This window comes from Paenibacillus psychroresistens, assembly GCF_009728935.1.
Classification (GTDB): Bacteria; Bacillota; Bacilli; order Paenibacillales; family NBRC-103111; genus Paenibacillus_AC; species Paenibacillus_AC psychroresistens.
In genome coordinates this window covers 1,865,940-1,880,429 of record NZ_CP034235.1, presented here as the reverse complement: position 1 = coordinate 1,880,429, position 14,490 = coordinate 1,865,940, and the positions used below count along the sequence as shown (strand labels likewise).

Below are 14,490 nucleotides of genomic sequence, written 5' to 3'. Positions count from 1 at the left end.
ACAAATAAACATCGTGAAGGTTATATTCCCCCTTCTGGAGTAATGTAACCTTCACGATGTTCGTAAAATAATCTATGCCACTTCACTGATGAATCTTATACATAAAAACTAAGCTCCTGCTGCAGCTGCTCACTAATTCCAAGCATCGGAAGGCGTAGCCGATCACTGGATATCCAACCTTTCTGTGCCAATAGCCATTTCAACGGGGCAGGGTTGGATTCCTTGAACAGCAGATTTATAAGTGGAATTAGTTCAGTAAAATCAGCTTTAGCGGCATCATGCTCACCAGACTTAAAGAGATTATAGATGCCAGCAAATTCTTTAGCCAGCACATTAGCCGATGCAGCCATCCCGCCGCTTGCCCCGCTCCTCAATGCATCAAGGAATAGAATATCCTCTCCACAGAGAATCGGCTTAGCATCATAGCTCACAAGCTTGGATGTCATCTCCGTACTACCCGTGCTATCTTTTAAACCCACTATTCCATCGATTTCAAAAAGAGTTCGCAGTGTATCCACCGTTAAGCTTACTCCCGTTCGCCCTGGGATATCATAGACCATAATGGGAACACCCACTTCAGCTACCTTGCGGTAATGCTCAATAATGCCTGCTTGAGAAGGTCGACTGTAATAGGGAACAACAACCAAGGCTGCATCTGCTCCGAGAAGACCCGCTTGCTCTGTTCGCCTAATGGTTCCAGCCGTATCATTCGTTCCAGTTCCGATCATTAGCGGCAAGGGGGCTGAGCCTATACTCTTGCGAACCGTTTCGAGAATATTTACAATTTCGTGTATTGCGATCGTTGGTGATTCGCCTGTTGTACCATTCAGCACAAGCCCTTGAATATCAAACAGCGGCAATCGTTGAATAAAACGTTCAAATGAAGCATGATCTACTTCATCATCCAGATTAAGAGGAGTAATTAACGGTATCCAAATTCCTTTGATCTCAGGTTCAGTTAGCATAATGTATGACCTCCTAAATAAGTAATACTAACATAACACGAATGTAGCTGTTGTATTATCCAATCATTTTGATGGTTACCATTATGTTATGTAATAGTTCACACTAAAACTGAAAATAAATGAACCCACTAACCTTGTCTTTAATGAAAATAATCAGAATAGAAACAATTAGAACATAGAATACAGCCCGGATCGGAGCTGGAAATATTCGATGCCAAGTCAGAGAGATTTTTGGAGAGTACGTGATCAGGTAATACTCTATAATATGCAGCGCAAACAGTCCTATAACAATGACAAGATATTTATAATAAGGTTGAGGAACGTGAAAAGCCTGTAAGGAAAGCATGCGATGGATCACAACCAAAGCGGTATGCCAATTATGTACGCGGAATAAAATCCAGCCTAAGCATGTCAATTGAAAGAAAATAACAACTGCTATTATTCGATAAATGAACGAATTATCCAGCCACGTGAGCTTTAGCTTGGTCTTCAGCTTCATAAATAAATTATGGGCAACTAGCAGCCCGCCATGGAACATCCCCCACATTACGAAGGTCCATTGGGCGCCATGCCAGATACCTGACAAGGTCATAGCCAAAAATAAATTTATGTATTTTCTAAATTCTCCTCGTCGTGAACCGCCTAATGAGATATAGATGTAATCGCGAATCCAGCTGGATAAGGTAATATGCCACCTTCGCCAAAACTCAGTTGCACTGGCGCTTAAATAAGGAGTCAAGAAATTGCGTGGAAGCTCTAATCCAAACAAATAACCAATCCCAACTGCCATATCACTATATGCTGAAAAATCGAAATAAATTTGAAAGGCAAATAAATAACTGCCAATCCATCCTCCAGAGCCATCCAATACCTCGGGATGCTCGAAGAATCGATTTACGAGTGGTGATAAATTATCAGCTAAGAGAATCTTCTTAGACAATCCGAGTACCAAATAAAAAATCCCGATTTTAAAATTACTCAGCTTCAGTCGAATCGATTTCATGCCATTAATTTGTGGAATAAATTCCTGTCCCCTCATAATTGGACCAGCAATTAAATGAGCAAAAAAGGCAATGAAAATCCAAAAGTCCAGAAGCGATTTAGCTGGCTTGGTTTTCTGTTTATAGACATCAACTATATAGGAAATTAATTCAAATGTGTAAAAGGATATCCCTACTGGAAGTACGATTGAAACCCAGAATGAATTAGTTGCCACCAATTGGATGTTAAAAACACGCTCTAAGTTATGCAGCAGGAATAATGAATACTTAAAAAAGGCGATATCAATAACATTAATTGTAATCGCAAACCAAAGGACAATCCGTCGATACCGTCCTTGCAGCATTAAAGAACACAAGTAGGTTATCGTAGTAATGGATAGAAACAAGACTAGAAAACCCAGTCCACTGACGCTATAGAATATTATATTCGCAACTGAAAGCAAGATCGTTCGCCGCCGCGGCATTAAATAATAGAGTACTAGAGTTACAAGCAGCAGCACAAAAAATTCAGGTGTATGAAACAGCATTTAGAATTCTCCTTTATTTCGCATAGTACGGCCACAACAAATCAGCCATGGCTTTATAACCCTCAGCAATAAAGTGGGTATGATCCGTGTACAAGGAATCATCTATCTTTCCTTCCAAATTCACATACTTCACAGGCTTTTGTTGAAAATATGCATCAATTGCCTGCAAATTAGTTTGATAGCCAGGCTTCTCCACATATTGCTTCAGCAAAGTTTGATTTGCACCGTTCATTACAACCATAGTTTCCTTACCTTCTTGATGCTTCAGGATCTTCTCTATAAAATAAATATCCGGGTTGGATTCCGTCATATTAAATGGAGTATCCGAATAGCTTTTTTTAATCACGTCACCCTGTACATATTTAGTCAAGGTCTCTTTTACAGTCCACGGCCTTGGATCGCCAAATTGTATTGCGTCATCCGGCAATTTATGCCCGAGCAGCTTAAGCTTAGACCTCTGCAACATATTAACGATGTAATCCTTATAGCTATAGAGTTTAATTTCAGGTAAGAAATCATGATAAAGCTTATCCATAAACTGTCCATAGAAAAAGGCTGGCTCTTTATAATGACTATCCTTCATTTGTGGCAGTATATGCTGATAGGCTGAAGAATCCAGAGATTTCAAATCCCTCATCAGCCAGAAAACAGCTTTAATTGGAGGATTAGTATCTCTAGCTACAAAGCTAGCATACCTAAAATTAATCATAATATGATCTGTAGAGATTCCTAGCTCATCTAACTTAAGCAGCATCACATAGATATCACCTGCCATCATGGATGGGTAGGATAAATTAAAAATACGCAGCTTGGACTGAGTCGGTGATTTTCGTGCTGAGTCCTCCATAAACGCATTGACAGCTTGATCCGAATTACCAGGACTGCCATAGAGAACAGAGTCGCCAATAATAATGATATAATCCTTCAAATGCTTATGCTTAATTTCTAGCTTTATTTGCTCAAGAGCAGGTTCGAACTTCTCATCACTTTCTTTGGTAATATTATAATCGATGCGATTATGATAGATTTGATTGGTAGGCATAGCCCACGGGAGAAAAAGTTGGACTAGAATCATGAGAATAATGGCATATCGAAGGGCTTTCACTAGTATTCTTCCTTTTCTGTAGCAAATTTAAAAGTGACTTTATCATAATACTACAATCAAGGATAAACGGCTATGCCGTCTTCTAAGACGGCGTTTGTCCGGAATTATAAGAATTGTATATTAGTGAAACTTATACAGCCTTAGAATTATAAAAAGGAAAGGTACCAAGGCTTTTGCCTCAGTACCTTTCCTTTTGTAGTTAGTTGAATAGAATTTTCTAAATCGTTATTTGTGTTTCTGCAAATGTACTTTCAGTGTAGGGGAGCTTTGTGGCTTCATATAATTCTTGTTCTCTGATTCCAGCCTTTTTCGCACAATCATTACAAAATGCCAAGGGATAGATCACGCGATAAAACCCAGTGCGAAAGGTCTTATTAGCCTTTTCACGAGAAATTAATTGATCACAGCCAAGACAATACAAGACTTGTTTTCTATTCATTCTATAACCATCCTTTATACTTGCACATTTTAATGCGATACATTATGTATTTATAACTTTATAATAAGATACATTTCGTATCGTGTCAAGCGCCTCTTACCATTATTTACATACATATATTAATCTGATTGTTTTTAAGAGAATAGGCTTCTTCCATATTGTAGTTATAATAATGATCTGCTCTCAAACGAAGTATCTCATACTGTTTTGTAAAATTCCTGAGCATCCTAGTCAGCTTAGATTTCACCTGCTTATTATTATTAAAAATAATATGGAAGCGGTTGGAATTCCCTTCGAATTGACTCCCATTTATGGTTCCTTGTAAATCTATGGTTTCATCCTGAAAAGATAAGCGAAGATTTAGAGTAACCAATGGGTTGACTGGAAATCGTAATGCAGATGCGAAGCTAAAGCCGCTTTCATTAATTTTATCTACTCGAATTAAAGTGATCCTGCTTTGGGTCGGACAACCATTCACCTCAACTATACTTAATTCAGCATGCGGAAATTCTTTTTGCATACGTTTAGCTCCTTTAAGATTCTTTAGTAGTAGCTATTAACAGAAACAAAGATACATTTCGTATCCATATAAGTCTAGTTCGATGAATTTTTTGTTAATTTCATGGTTACATCCGCTATTTGTAGTGTATAATTACAATTAGTATAATTTAACGAATTGATTAATCGTGTTTGTTAGGAGGATTTGCATCAATGAAATATGGTAATCGGATAGCTCAATTGCGAGATGAAAGAAAATTAACCCAAGAAGAGCTTTCACAGAAATTAGGAATCAACCGCGCTGCTCTTTCTCATTATGAGAATAATCGTAGAGAGCCAGACTATGAAACCTTGCAACGTATTGCAACATATTTTCAAGTATCCATTGATTTCCTAATGGGTGGAGTTCAGGACACTTCAAGAATTACTGACTCTAATGTCAAACAATTTGTTGAAGGGTTAGAGCTATCGGATCAAGATCTCCTTGATAAATATGCTCTTACCATCGATGGCAGAAAGCTAACTGTCGAAGAAGCCAAACGGTTCATCGCCTTTATCCGCGCAGACCGTGCAATGAACTAAATCAGCATAAGACTAAATCAGCTAGCTCTCAAGTTGTTTATCTGCTTGTGAGCTAGCCTTCTATTATCTGCTTAGCTTTGGGTTGCTGCTACTTGCTGGTCTGATTCTTCCGGACTCTCTAGCCATTCCGTTTCCCATAACCCCGCCTCGTGGTTATTCTCTTCCCATTCTGTAAATCTCTCGTAGTCAATGTTCAGCTGCGTCAAAATCGTGCGAATATCAAGACTAATCTTTTGATTATCCATTGTTTCTCACTCCATCTACTGTTTTCTCTATGTATTCGCGTTTTATGAACATCACCCTTTGTATTATAAATCAAGCATCTTGATTAAGTTGTCACTTCATGGAGTGATTATTGTGAGAATCTCTTCTATTTTTGTCGAAATCGCACTATTGATAAATAAATAATTACTCCGGTTATAGAAATAATTATTTCTCTTAAAAAATAATAGAAAATCGCATGCTCGTAAGATTAATTATATTATCAAGGAATAAATCACCAAACTCCTTCCTAATTCAGGAGCGATATAATTTTCAAGGATTGCAATCTATGATGTTCTGTGTCACTATATATCGAAGTATTCATGTAAATCAGTTCAGAAGGAACAGGTGAGTTATTCCATGGCAAAGCCATTTTTTCGTTTGTTAACTGAGCTTTCTTCTCGCAAATCTATCTCTAGAGTCACGGGATCTTTTGCTAAATCATCATTAAGTCGTCGCTTGATTCCTTGGTTTGCCAAAACCTATGGTATTCGTTTAGAGGATGCAGAAAAACATTGGAAAGAGTACCGTTCATTAAATGACTTTTTTACAAGAAGATTAAAAATAGGCTTACGCCCCATAGATAAGGGGGTTCTGAGCTTAGCAAGTCCGGTTGATGCTGCCATTACGGGTATGGGGCCAATTCAAGATGGCCAGCTTCTTAATATTAAAGGTCAGAATTATACATTAGAGCAATTGTTGAATCAGTCACCTCGTGTGGTGAATTATACCGATGGCTTTTATTTTGTACTGTATTTAAGTCCTACTGATTATCATCGTATTCATACACCGATCAGCGGCAGGATTATTGAGAAAGAACATATTCCCGGTAAAGTCTATCCTGTCAATGAATTTGGGCTGCGTTACATGCGAACCGTTCTAAGTCGTAATGAGCGATTAGTGACTTATGTGCAGCATGAGTACGGGGAACTTGCTGTGGTAAAGGTTGGCGCGATGAATGTAAGCAGTATTCAATATGTGAATCCTCTGCCAGAAGCCTTAGTGATTGGTGATGAATTAGCCTATTTTGAATTTGGCTCTACGGTGGTTTTACTATTAGAAAATAATACGTTTACTTGCAAAGCTGATCTCATGGTGGGCAGTAAGGTGAAAATGGGCGAAGCCCTAGGTCAGCTTCATCTAAAACACGAATAAAGCTCCAATAGATAACGATTATCCCATACATAAACACAAAACACCCCTCAATTCATTATTTCAAATGAATTGGGGGGTGTTTATTTATCGGGCAGGTCGAATTTATTTGGTCTCATGTGTTGCATCATAAATACACCAAGCTAAGCAAATAAACACAGCTATAAACAAGAACATACCTATGGACTGCCAAAAAGGATTCAAAGAATTAATTTCAATCATCAAGCAATCACCTTCTTGTTATAGGACTTTATGATTCCTTAGACCTAATTTTACTCCTCATTCCTTGTAAAGTCAAAAAATTAATTACACAATTCGACATTGCAATAAGATAATAGGTTCAAATAATTGTATTTAACAGGTTTGTTTTTCACAATAATGTGAAAACTAGGAGAGTGATTACCTACAAACTGATGCTTACGAGATTAGTTTATAAATGAGGAGGAAAAACGATGAGAAAATATGTTAAATGGGGTTGTCTTTGTGTGGTGGCATGTATGCTAAGTGCATGTGGCGCAAAAGAAGTATCCGTTCAACCGGCGGCAGCTGCTGATTCTGCTCTGATTAAAACGACAATCATTAATGCCAAAGGTAAAACAATAGGAACTGCAGAGCTTTCTGCAATTGCTGAAGGCGTTAAAATCCACCTTGAGGCCGCTAAGCTATCGCCTGGTATGCATGGAATTCATTTGCATGAGAATGGGATATGTGAAGCACCCGATTTCGTATCCTCAGGCATGCACTTCAATCCAACCCATAAACAACATGGCTTTGAGAACCCCCAAGGCTTCCACGAAGGTGATCTGCCTAATATTCAAGTAGACGCCAAAGGAAAAATCAATGTCGATCTGGTCGTTAAAGCCGTCACACTTGAACAAGGAAAAACCAATTCCTTAATAAGCGCCAAAGGGGTATCGCTCATTATCCATGAAAAAGCAGATGATTATATAACGGATCCTGCCGGCAACTCTGGTGCACGAATGGCTTGTGGCGTAATAAAGTAGCTTATTCTATATTCTTCATTAGCGTGTCGCAGATGTAAGATTCATTGTATCTGCGACCCTACGCATGATAGCAACACCCTCGATAATCTCCGATTCTAGCAAATGAGAAAACCCAAAGCAAACGGAAGCGCGTTGTTCTCGTTCCATATAAGCTAAATCTCCTAGCGACCAAATGACTCCGGCTACTTCACAAGCATTTTTGTAGAGATTCCATTCCAGCAAGCTGCCCTTCCACCAAGCAAATAGATGTAAACCAGCGTCTGAGGGTACAAAATCAAAGAGATCCAGCAGCTTAAGATTCATTTCAGCATAAATGACTGCATATCGCTTGCTGTATACTCGTTTCATTCGGCGAAGATGGCGCTCATAATGACCGCTATTCATGAATATGGCTAAAGCTCGCTGCTCTAGTATGGCAGCAGGATGAGGCTCAATTAATTGCTTTGCTTTCAGGAAAGCTTCACGCAATCCAGTAGGGACAACTGCATAACCCAAGCGCAAATCCGTATGCATCGTCTTCGAAAAAGTACCTAAATAGACGACTCTATCTTCCGTATCCATTACTTTAAGCGGTTCAATCGGTCGGCCATGATGACGGAACTCACTATCATAATCATCCTCGACTATAATGGCTGAATTGTTTGCTGCCCATTGCAGCAAGCCCTGTCTGCGTTCCAAAGAAAGCACAACACCTGTTGGGAATTGACGACTCGGAGTTACGAATATTAGCTGAGCTGGCCAATTGGCGAGCTGAATCCCCCATTGATCAACCTTACCTTCAATCACTTTTCCTCTTGCTGCTTCGACAACCCTTCTGAATCCACTATAACCAGGATATTCGCAAATCACGGATTCACCTGGATTTACCAATAGCTGAGTTATCAAAGCAATTCCCTGCATGGAGCCACCCAGAATAACGATATCCTCTGCCGTTGCTTGAATACCTCTAGTACGAAGTAAATGGCGAGCAACCGCTTCACGTAAAGGCAAATGGCCTTGAGTAACAAAAGCCTCCTTCTGCAAGGACTCCATCATTTCACGAACCTGTGCATACATTACTCGACTCCATGCTTCATGGGGAAAAAAATGTAAATCCGGCAGCCCCGTTCCAAAGTTTATTCTAATATCGTCAACACTAATTTTATCGCTTAGCTTTTGTTCCATGATGGCCATTCCCCATTGGGAGAGCCTAATTGCTGAATTGGGAGCTGGCTCTAACGGCTTATCCTGGTGCTGGAAAGCAACGAATGTCCCACTTCCAAGCGAAGACGAAACATACCCTTCTGCCGCAAGCATTTCATAGGCCAGATTGATTGTGCCCCTTGATAACAAATAGAGATCAGCTAATTCCCGACTTGAAGGCAGCTTAAGCTTATAGGGAAGCTGACCATTCACAATGGCATCTTTAAGAGCGTGATAGATCGCTAAATGTTTAGTTTTATACTGATGCATATAGCTTTGATACTGAATATGAAAGTCCATCGTTTGTTCTTCCGTCCTTGGATAAAGTGGTCTAATTAAAACATTGTAAATTGGCTCTTTCTTCATGTCAATTTATTTCTTACACTTATAAAAACAATTATGTACATCCGATGGGGGAGATTCTAAATGAGAAGAAAAGAATTTGCGATTGAAGAAAATAAAGCGAGTGAGATTAAAGCTTTTTTCGCAGAAATGACATTTGGTTTTCTAGGTACGATTAGTCCGGATGGCTGGCCGCATGTGACACCACTCAATTTTGTTTATTATGAGGATTTCATCTATTTTCATGGCAGCAGAATCGGTCAGAAAATGATTGATCTAAAACATGCGGCAGATAAAGTTACTTTTTCAGTTGCTAAAGAATATGCTATTATCCCTTCTTACTTCTCTGATCCCAAAATGGCTTGTCCCGCTACTGCTTTTTTTAAATCTGTTTATATCAAAGGTGCTGCTTCCATAGTTGTAGATCTTGCTGAGAAAGCAGCTGCATTAGCGGCGTTTATGGAAAAGCTGCAGCCTGAAGGCGGATATGATCCCATTACCATTGAGGATCCTGACTACGTTTCGCAGTTAAAAGCTGTCTCTGTTGTAAGAATAGATACTCAAGAAATGAATGCTAAATTCAAATTCGGCCAAAACTGGAAAGAAGCTCGGATTGAACAAACCGCAGATCTTCTCCAAGCGCGGAATCACGATTTGGATGAAGCAACGATAGCTTTAATGAAGCAATTCTGTCCACATCATAAAGATTCTGTCCATCCCACAGAGAATAAGGTATTATAGTTGTGTCCGTAAATATGTTTAACCTAAAGGAGCACTCTATGAATCGCCTGCTTTTTATGGGATGTACAGCCTATCTACTGGTTGGTCTTGCCCACGTTATTATTGGTTCTTTACTTACAGAGCTGCTGGATCACTACCATCTCCATTACAGCAATGGAGGCCAGCTAATTTTCACACAATTTAGTGGATTTCTGCTCGGGGTGCTGCTTGTTCCCTGGATGACAGCTAAATTCAGCAAACGAACAACCTTGATTATGATGCTAGTTGGCTTGGGTCTAGCGCAGATTGCCTATGGTTTCCTGCCTCCTTGGCCGTTTATGTATGTTATAGGTTTTATTGCTGGCGCAGGCTTTGGTTCCATAGAAGCTATCGTTGGTACGTTGATTATTGAATCCATTCATGAGAAAAAGGCTAAAGCCATGAGTCGTTTGGAAGTTTTCTTTGGGGTTGGTGCTTTGATAATGCCAGTCGTTGCAGGGTGGATGATCTACATTGGCTATTGGTATCTTTCTTTCTACATTATTGGAGCTGCCGCATTGCTGCTAGCTTTAGGCTTTAAGTTATTGCCATTTGGCCAAGCGGAAGCTCACTTATCCAGAAAAGTATCCAAAACCACTAAAGCAGCTATACCGCTCCGCTACAATAATAAAGAAAAATATATTTTACTATTTTGTATTCTCTTTTTTCTGATTTATGTGGGCAGCGAAATGAGCTTGGTTAATTTTTTACCTTCCTTTCTTATTGTTAATCTGCATTTGGACTCGGTATCTGCAACAAATAGTGTGACTTATTTTTGGTTGACCATGGCGATCGGGCGCGTGTTCACTGGAATCATCGCAGATAAAGTCAATCATGCTGCATTTTTGCTATGGAGTACATTTGGAGCCGTTATTTTCACCGTATTGTTTGCCTTTGTTTTCAATAGCTGGACCGCGTTTGCTGTGGTTTTGTTAATTGGTTTATTCATGTCAGGCATCTTCGCCATCAGTTTAATTTATGCCAACCATCTGCTTCCAGGTAAAACGGAATCAACCACAAGCATTCTCATCGCATCTGGCGGTATAGGCGGTGCCTTAATGCCCTTGATGATTGGTTGGCTGATGGATCATTATTCAGTGAGCGCTGCTGTCCTATTCATTATAAGTGGGACGGTCATCCTCTTGATTATGAGCTTTATTGCTTATCGCGTGCGCGGTAATACGGTGGTGCCTAGCACTGGAAAGTGATATAATATGGCCTAACATGGAATTTGAATAATCCCAATTAGCGGAAGGAAGAATTCGAATGAACCCACTGGCAAAGCAGTTAAATGAAATTTTAGAACGCGAAAATCCTTATATTTATCAAATGTTATCCAAGCTTGGCAAAGAGATCTATTTCCCTAAGGTAGGAATTCTTAGTCAGTCTGCTGAAGCTAAGACTAAAGCAACCAAGTATAATGCCACAATCGGAACTGCTTTAGAAAAGGGCCAACCGATGCATTTAAAAGTAATCCAAGACACCTTATCCACCTATGCGCCAAAAGATATCTATGAATACGCGCCTCCTGCAGGCAAGCCTGAATTACGAACGGCTTGGAGAAGCAAAATGCTTGAAGAAAATCCAACCCTGCAAGGGAAATTGTTTGGTAACCCATTGGTAACTAATGCCTTAACCCATGGCTTAAGTATTGTCGCAGATCTATTCGTTGGACCTGGAGACAGCGTCATTATTCCGGATAAGAACTGGGAAAATTATGAGCTTACCTTCGGCATTCGTCGTGGAGGAGAAATCGTCAACTATCCGTTATATAATAATGCAGGCAAGTTTAACTCAGCCGCTCTAGGAGAAGCTATTCTTGGGCAAAAAGATCAAGGCAAAGCCATAGTCATCCTAAATTTCCCTAACAACCCAACGGGTTATACTCCAGGAGCAGAAGAAGGACGCCAGATTGTTGCCGCAATCTTAGCTGGAGCAGAAGCGGGGATTAATGTAGTGGTTGTCGCTGACGATGCTTACTTTGGATTATTCTTCGAAGAATCCTTGCATGAGTCCTTGTTTGGAGCTTTAAGCGGTCTGCATCCGCGCGTACTTCCGATTAAGATTGATGGTGCAACGAAAGAAGAGTATGTGTGGGGCTTTCGCGTTGGTTTTATTACCTATGCTGCACAAAGTGATGCTTTGCTTGCCGCACTTGAGCAAAAAACCATGGGAATTATCCGTGCAACTATATCAAGTGGACCGCATCCCTCTCAGACCTTCGTACTCCATGCTTTGAAAGCACCTGAATTTAAAGAGCAGAAGCTGGAGAAATACAATATTATGAAAGGCCGTGCCAATCAGGTCAAACAGCTGCTGGGCCATCCTCAATTTCTAGAAGCTTGGGATTACTATCCATTCAATTCAGGTTACTTTATGTGCTTGAAATTGAAAACCGTAGAAGCGGAAACACTACGTTTGCATCTGCTTAACCAATATGGTGTGGGCACCATTGCTTTAGGAGATACCGATCTGAGAGTTGCCTTCTCCTGTATTGAAGAATCTGATCTGCAAGAGTTATTCGAGTTAATTTACCAAGGTGTGCGTGATTTGGAGCAGGTTACAGCTAAGTAACTTCCCTAATAATAGACAATAAAAGGACATGATTTCTATTAATTAGAACTCATGTCCTTTAATTTTTATACAGCTTAAACGAATCCACATTACTTAAGCTCAATACCTTATTTACCTTACTTTGTGGATATTTGTTTCTTCATCTCAACCAGTCGTTTAAACTCCATATCCAAAGCTACATATTGTGAATCAGCTGAACTATATTTGTTCAATTCACCAAGTAAATATGCCATGCGGTTTTCTATGATCATTTTCTGCTCATGTATATCTTCCCTATTTGCTAAGGGTGCCGATTTCTGCTGCTCGATTTTCTCCTTATACTCCGCGAAGCCACGCTCGAACCGCTGAATCTTGCCATCTGCAAAAATCAACAGCTTGTCGCAAGTCTTTTCAAGGAAATATCTATCATGTGAAACAATCATTAATGTGCCGTTATAAGTCGATAATGTATCCTCCAGCTGCTCTCTGCTTGTTAGATCAAGATGATTGGTTGGCTCATCCAGAATCAACAGATCTTGATCCTGCATAAGCAATTGTGCTAATTTAATCCGGGTACGTTCTCCTAAGCTTAATTGCTGGATTGGCTTAATGAGCATAGACTCGTCAAACCCCATATTGGCAAGCAGAGTACGAGCTTTACCCACCTGCATAGGATCCACATGTGCCCCTTGAAGCAGCTCAAGCACACTTCGCTGTGGATCCAAGCCTGAGACATCTTGCGTTAAGTAAGCAATTTGGGCGGAAGGACTGACCCACAGCTGTCCAGAATCAATGGGCTCTCTACCTAGAATCATCTGGAGAAGCGTCGTTTTACCGCAGCCATTAGGACCAAGCAGCCCGATTCTATCCCCCCTTTGGATGTAAAAGGAGCTTTCCTGGAAAAGCGTTCTATAGCCAAATGATTTAGTCAGTTGCTTGGCTTCAATGAGACGTCTGCCTCTTTTCTCGGGACTGCTCCATTCGAATTCAACCTTATTCTCTTCTTTAGGCTTCATAACCCCCTCCGATTCAATTTTCTCTAAACGCTTGATTCGAGATTTGACCTGTTGATCCATCTTTTTTGCTTTGCTCCGATAAAACTCCTTAACTCCTGCTCGCATTTCAGCCATTTTCCCGACTTTCCCTGCTTCACGATGGGCTTTATTGGACCAATTTTTGAGGCGTGTGATTTCAGCTTCGATCTTATGCTCATATTTCTGCTGCTCTTCAAACTGATGCAGCTGACTTTGATATCTTCTTAATTTCTCCTCGCGATAAAAAGTATAGTTGCCTGGATAGCTGAGCGAACGCCCGTTTTCCAGCTCTATAATCCGTTCCACCGTATGATCCAGAAAATAGCGATCATGAGAAATAATCATCGTCGCAGCTCCGTAGGTTTTCAGCTCCTTTATCAGCCACTCGACACCTTGAAAATCAAGATGATTCGTTGGCTCATCCAAGATGAGCATATCTGGCTTCGAAGCCCAGATATGGGCGATAGCCAGCTTTGTTTTCTCGCCTCCGCTTAATCCGCTGAAACGTTGGGAATCCCAATCTTGTACTTTATTCAATCCGAGATGGCTGGAGAATTCAAGGAAACGATTCGCTTTAATTGTTGAATCCTCTGGATCAATCATATTGCAGAAGGTATTGACCGAATAGGAAGTGGATTGCTGGAGATAACCTATCTTCAGCTGCTGCCGATGAAAGGTAATTGCCCCTCCATCCTGTGCCAAGCTCCCAAAGATTAAATTAGCTAATGTTGTTTTTCCAGCACCGTTCATGCCAACTAACCCAATCCGCTCATCTTTCCTAATATCAAAATGGATATTCTCGAGCACCGCCAAGTCTCCATAGCTTTTTTTAATGCCGCGAATGTTAATTAATGTCATACTATCACCACTTTTTAGTTTATATTCAAAAAATTATACGCAAAAAACCACAGGCTCCGCCTGTGGCTAAAAAGTCGAGCAAACAGACTAGAATAAGCCTACTCAACAGTAAGGAGTATCTCCTTATAGACACACGCACCCTAATCTACACTGCAATATTGCAGGGCATTACTTGTCATCTTATCGAAATCCGAAGTTGACTAGCTAATTAGGTCCACATGATATCTA

14 protein-coding genes are annotated in these 14,490 nt (G+C 40.2%); 6 read left to right on the top strand and 8 right to left on the bottom strand.

Going from position 1 to position 14,490, the window contains the following annotated elements; genetic code table 11:
- Positions 1 to 95: 95 nt before the first annotated feature.
- The 5 genes from dapA to EHS13_RS08465 all read right to left on the bottom strand — a co-directional run bounded on the left by dapA (position 96) and on the right by EHS13_RS08465 (position 4,557).
- A complete protein-coding gene (dapA, locus tag EHS13_RS08485) occupies positions 96 to 965 on the bottom strand; it encodes a 4-hydroxy-tetrahydrodipicolinate synthase (protein ID WP_155699914.1) in 870 nt (289 codons plus the stop codon).
- A 103-nt stretch (positions 966 to 1,068) separates the two neighbouring features.
- Positions 1,069 to 2,493 carry an MBOAT family O-acyltransferase gene (locus tag EHS13_RS08480; RefSeq protein WP_155699913.1) on the bottom strand — a complete coding sequence of 475 codons (1,425 nt, stop codon included), beginning with the start codon at positions 2,491 to 2,493 and terminating at the stop codon, positions 1,069 to 1,071.
- Between the two features lie 13 nt (positions 2,494 to 2,506).
- On the bottom strand, positions 2,507 to 3,598 hold the full coding sequence (locus tag EHS13_RS08475; protein ID WP_155699912.1) for an SGNH/GDSL hydrolase family protein: 1,092 nt from the start codon (positions 3,596 to 3,598) through the stop codon (positions 2,507 to 2,509).
- A gap of 217 nt (positions 3,599 to 3,815) precedes the next feature.
- Complete coding sequence (locus tag EHS13_RS08470) at positions 3,816 to 4,037, bottom strand: hypothetical protein (RefSeq protein WP_155699911.1); 222 nt, start codon at positions 4,035 to 4,037, stop codon at positions 3,816 to 3,818.
- 106 nt (positions 4,038 to 4,143) lie between these two features.
- On the bottom strand, positions 4,144 to 4,557 hold the full coding sequence (locus EHS13_RS08465; RefSeq protein ID WP_155699910.1) for a hypothetical protein: 414 nt from the start codon (positions 4,555 to 4,557) through the stop codon (positions 4,144 to 4,146).
- Between the two features lie 191 nt (positions 4,558 to 4,748).
- On the opposite strand from EHS13_RS08465, the gene EHS13_RS08460 reads away from it, so the two are divergent.
- Complete coding sequence (locus tag EHS13_RS08460; protein WP_155699909.1) at positions 4,749 to 5,117, top strand: helix-turn-helix domain-containing protein; 369 nt, start codon at positions 4,749 to 4,751, stop codon at positions 5,115 to 5,117.
- A gap of 71 nt (positions 5,118 to 5,188) precedes the next feature.
- Here the strand turns inward: EHS13_RS08460 and EHS13_RS08455 are convergent, their stop codons facing one another.
- Positions 5,189 to 5,362 carry a hypothetical protein gene (locus tag EHS13_RS08455; protein WP_155699908.1) on the bottom strand — a complete coding sequence of 58 codons (174 nt, stop codon included), beginning with the start codon at positions 5,360 to 5,362 and terminating at the stop codon, positions 5,189 to 5,191.
- A gap of 376 nt (positions 5,363 to 5,738) precedes the next feature.
- On the opposite strand from EHS13_RS08455, the gene asd reads away from it, so the two are divergent.
- Positions 5,739 to 6,533, top strand: a complete 795-nt coding sequence (gene asd, locus EHS13_RS08450; RefSeq protein ID WP_155699907.1) for an archaetidylserine decarboxylase — start codon at positions 5,739 to 5,741, stop codon at positions 6,531 to 6,533.
- Positions 6,534 to 6,982: 449 nt separating this feature from the next.
- A complete protein-coding gene (locus EHS13_RS08445; protein ID WP_155699906.1) occupies positions 6,983 to 7,534 on the top strand; it encodes a superoxide dismutase family protein in 552 nt (183 codons plus the stop codon).
- Positions 7,535 to 7,552: 18 nt separating this feature from the next.
- Here EHS13_RS08445 and pdxR read toward each other — a convergent pair whose 3' ends face one another.
- Entirely contained in the window at positions 7,553 to 9,082 is a 1,530-nt protein-coding gene (gene pdxR / locus EHS13_RS08440) for a MocR-like pyridoxine biosynthesis transcription factor PdxR (protein ID WP_227013845.1), read from the bottom strand.
- 60 nt (positions 9,083 to 9,142) lie between these two features.
- On the opposite strand from pdxR, the gene EHS13_RS08435 reads away from it, so the two are divergent.
- From EHS13_RS08435 to EHS13_RS08425, 3 genes are read left to right on the top strand one after another with little or no spacing between them, the layout of a single operon-like run.
- On the top strand, positions 9,143 to 9,799 hold the full coding sequence (locus EHS13_RS08435) for a pyridoxamine 5'-phosphate oxidase family protein (RefSeq protein ID WP_155699904.1): 657 nt from the start codon (positions 9,143 to 9,145) through the stop codon (positions 9,797 to 9,799).
- Between the two features lie 38 nt (positions 9,800 to 9,837).
- Positions 9,838 to 11,025 carry an MFS transporter gene (locus EHS13_RS08430; RefSeq protein ID WP_162463006.1) on the top strand — a complete coding sequence of 396 codons (1,188 nt, stop codon included), beginning with the start codon at positions 9,838 to 9,840 and terminating at the stop codon, positions 11,023 to 11,025.
- A 58-nt stretch (positions 11,026 to 11,083) separates the two neighbouring features.
- Positions 11,084 to 12,391, top strand: a complete 1,308-nt coding sequence (locus EHS13_RS08425) for an aminotransferase class I/II-fold pyridoxal phosphate-dependent enzyme (RefSeq protein ID WP_155699902.1) — start codon at positions 11,084 to 11,086, stop codon at positions 12,389 to 12,391.
- A gap of 116 nt (positions 12,392 to 12,507) precedes the next feature.
- On the opposite strand, the gene abc-f is transcribed toward EHS13_RS08425, so the two are convergent.
- A complete protein-coding gene (gene abc-f / locus EHS13_RS08420; RefSeq protein ID WP_155699901.1) occupies positions 12,508 to 14,262 on the bottom strand; it encodes a ribosomal protection-like ABC-F family protein in 1,755 nt (584 codons plus the stop codon).
- Positions 14,263 to 14,490 lie beyond the last annotated feature (228 nt).

Bases quoted from the DNA above. Each gene is read 5' to 3' on its own strand.
- EHS13_RS08430 (WP_162463006.1), top strand. From the start codon at position 9,838: ATGAATCGCCTGCTTTTTATGGGATGTACAGCCTATCTACTGGTTGGT.
- EHS13_RS08455 (WP_155699908.1), bottom strand. From the start codon at position 5,362: ATGGATAATCAAAAGATTAGTCTTGATATTCGCACGATTTTGACGCAG.
- EHS13_RS08480 (WP_155699913.1), bottom strand. From the start codon at position 2,493: ATGCTGTTTCATACACCTGAATTTTTTGTGCTGCTGCTTGTAACTCTA.
- dapA (WP_155699914.1), bottom strand. From the start codon at position 965: ATGCTAACTGAACCTGAGATCAAAGGAATTTGGATACCGTTAATTACT.
- EHS13_RS08445 (WP_155699906.1), top strand. From the start codon at position 6,983: ATGAGAAAATATGTTAAATGGGGTTGTCTTTGTGTGGTGGCATGTATG.
- abc-f (WP_155699901.1), bottom strand. From the start codon at position 14,262: ATGACATTAATTAACATTCGCGGCATTAAAAAAAGCTATGGAGACTTG.
- pdxR (WP_227013845.1), bottom strand. From the start codon at position 9,082: ATGAAGAAAGAGCCAATTTACAATGTTTTAATTAGACCACTTTATCCA.
- EHS13_RS08470 (WP_155699911.1), bottom strand. From the start codon at position 4,037: ATGAATAGAAAACAAGTCTTGTATTGTCTTGGCTGTGATCAATTAATT.
- EHS13_RS08460 (WP_155699909.1), top strand. From the start codon at position 4,749: ATGAAATATGGTAATCGGATAGCTCAATTGCGAGATGAAAGAAAATTA.
- EHS13_RS08425 (WP_155699902.1), top strand. From the start codon at position 11,084: ATGAACCCACTGGCAAAGCAGTTAAATGAAATTTTAGAACGCGAAAAT.
- asd (WP_155699907.1), top strand. From the start codon at position 5,739: ATGGCAAAGCCATTTTTTCGTTTGTTAACTGAGCTTTCTTCTCGCAAA.
- EHS13_RS08465 (WP_155699910.1), bottom strand. From the start codon at position 4,557: ATGCAAAAAGAATTTCCGCATGCTGAATTAAGTATAGTTGAGGTGAAT.
- EHS13_RS08435 (WP_155699904.1), top strand. From the start codon at position 9,143: ATGAGAAGAAAAGAATTTGCGATTGAAGAAAATAAAGCGAGTGAGATT.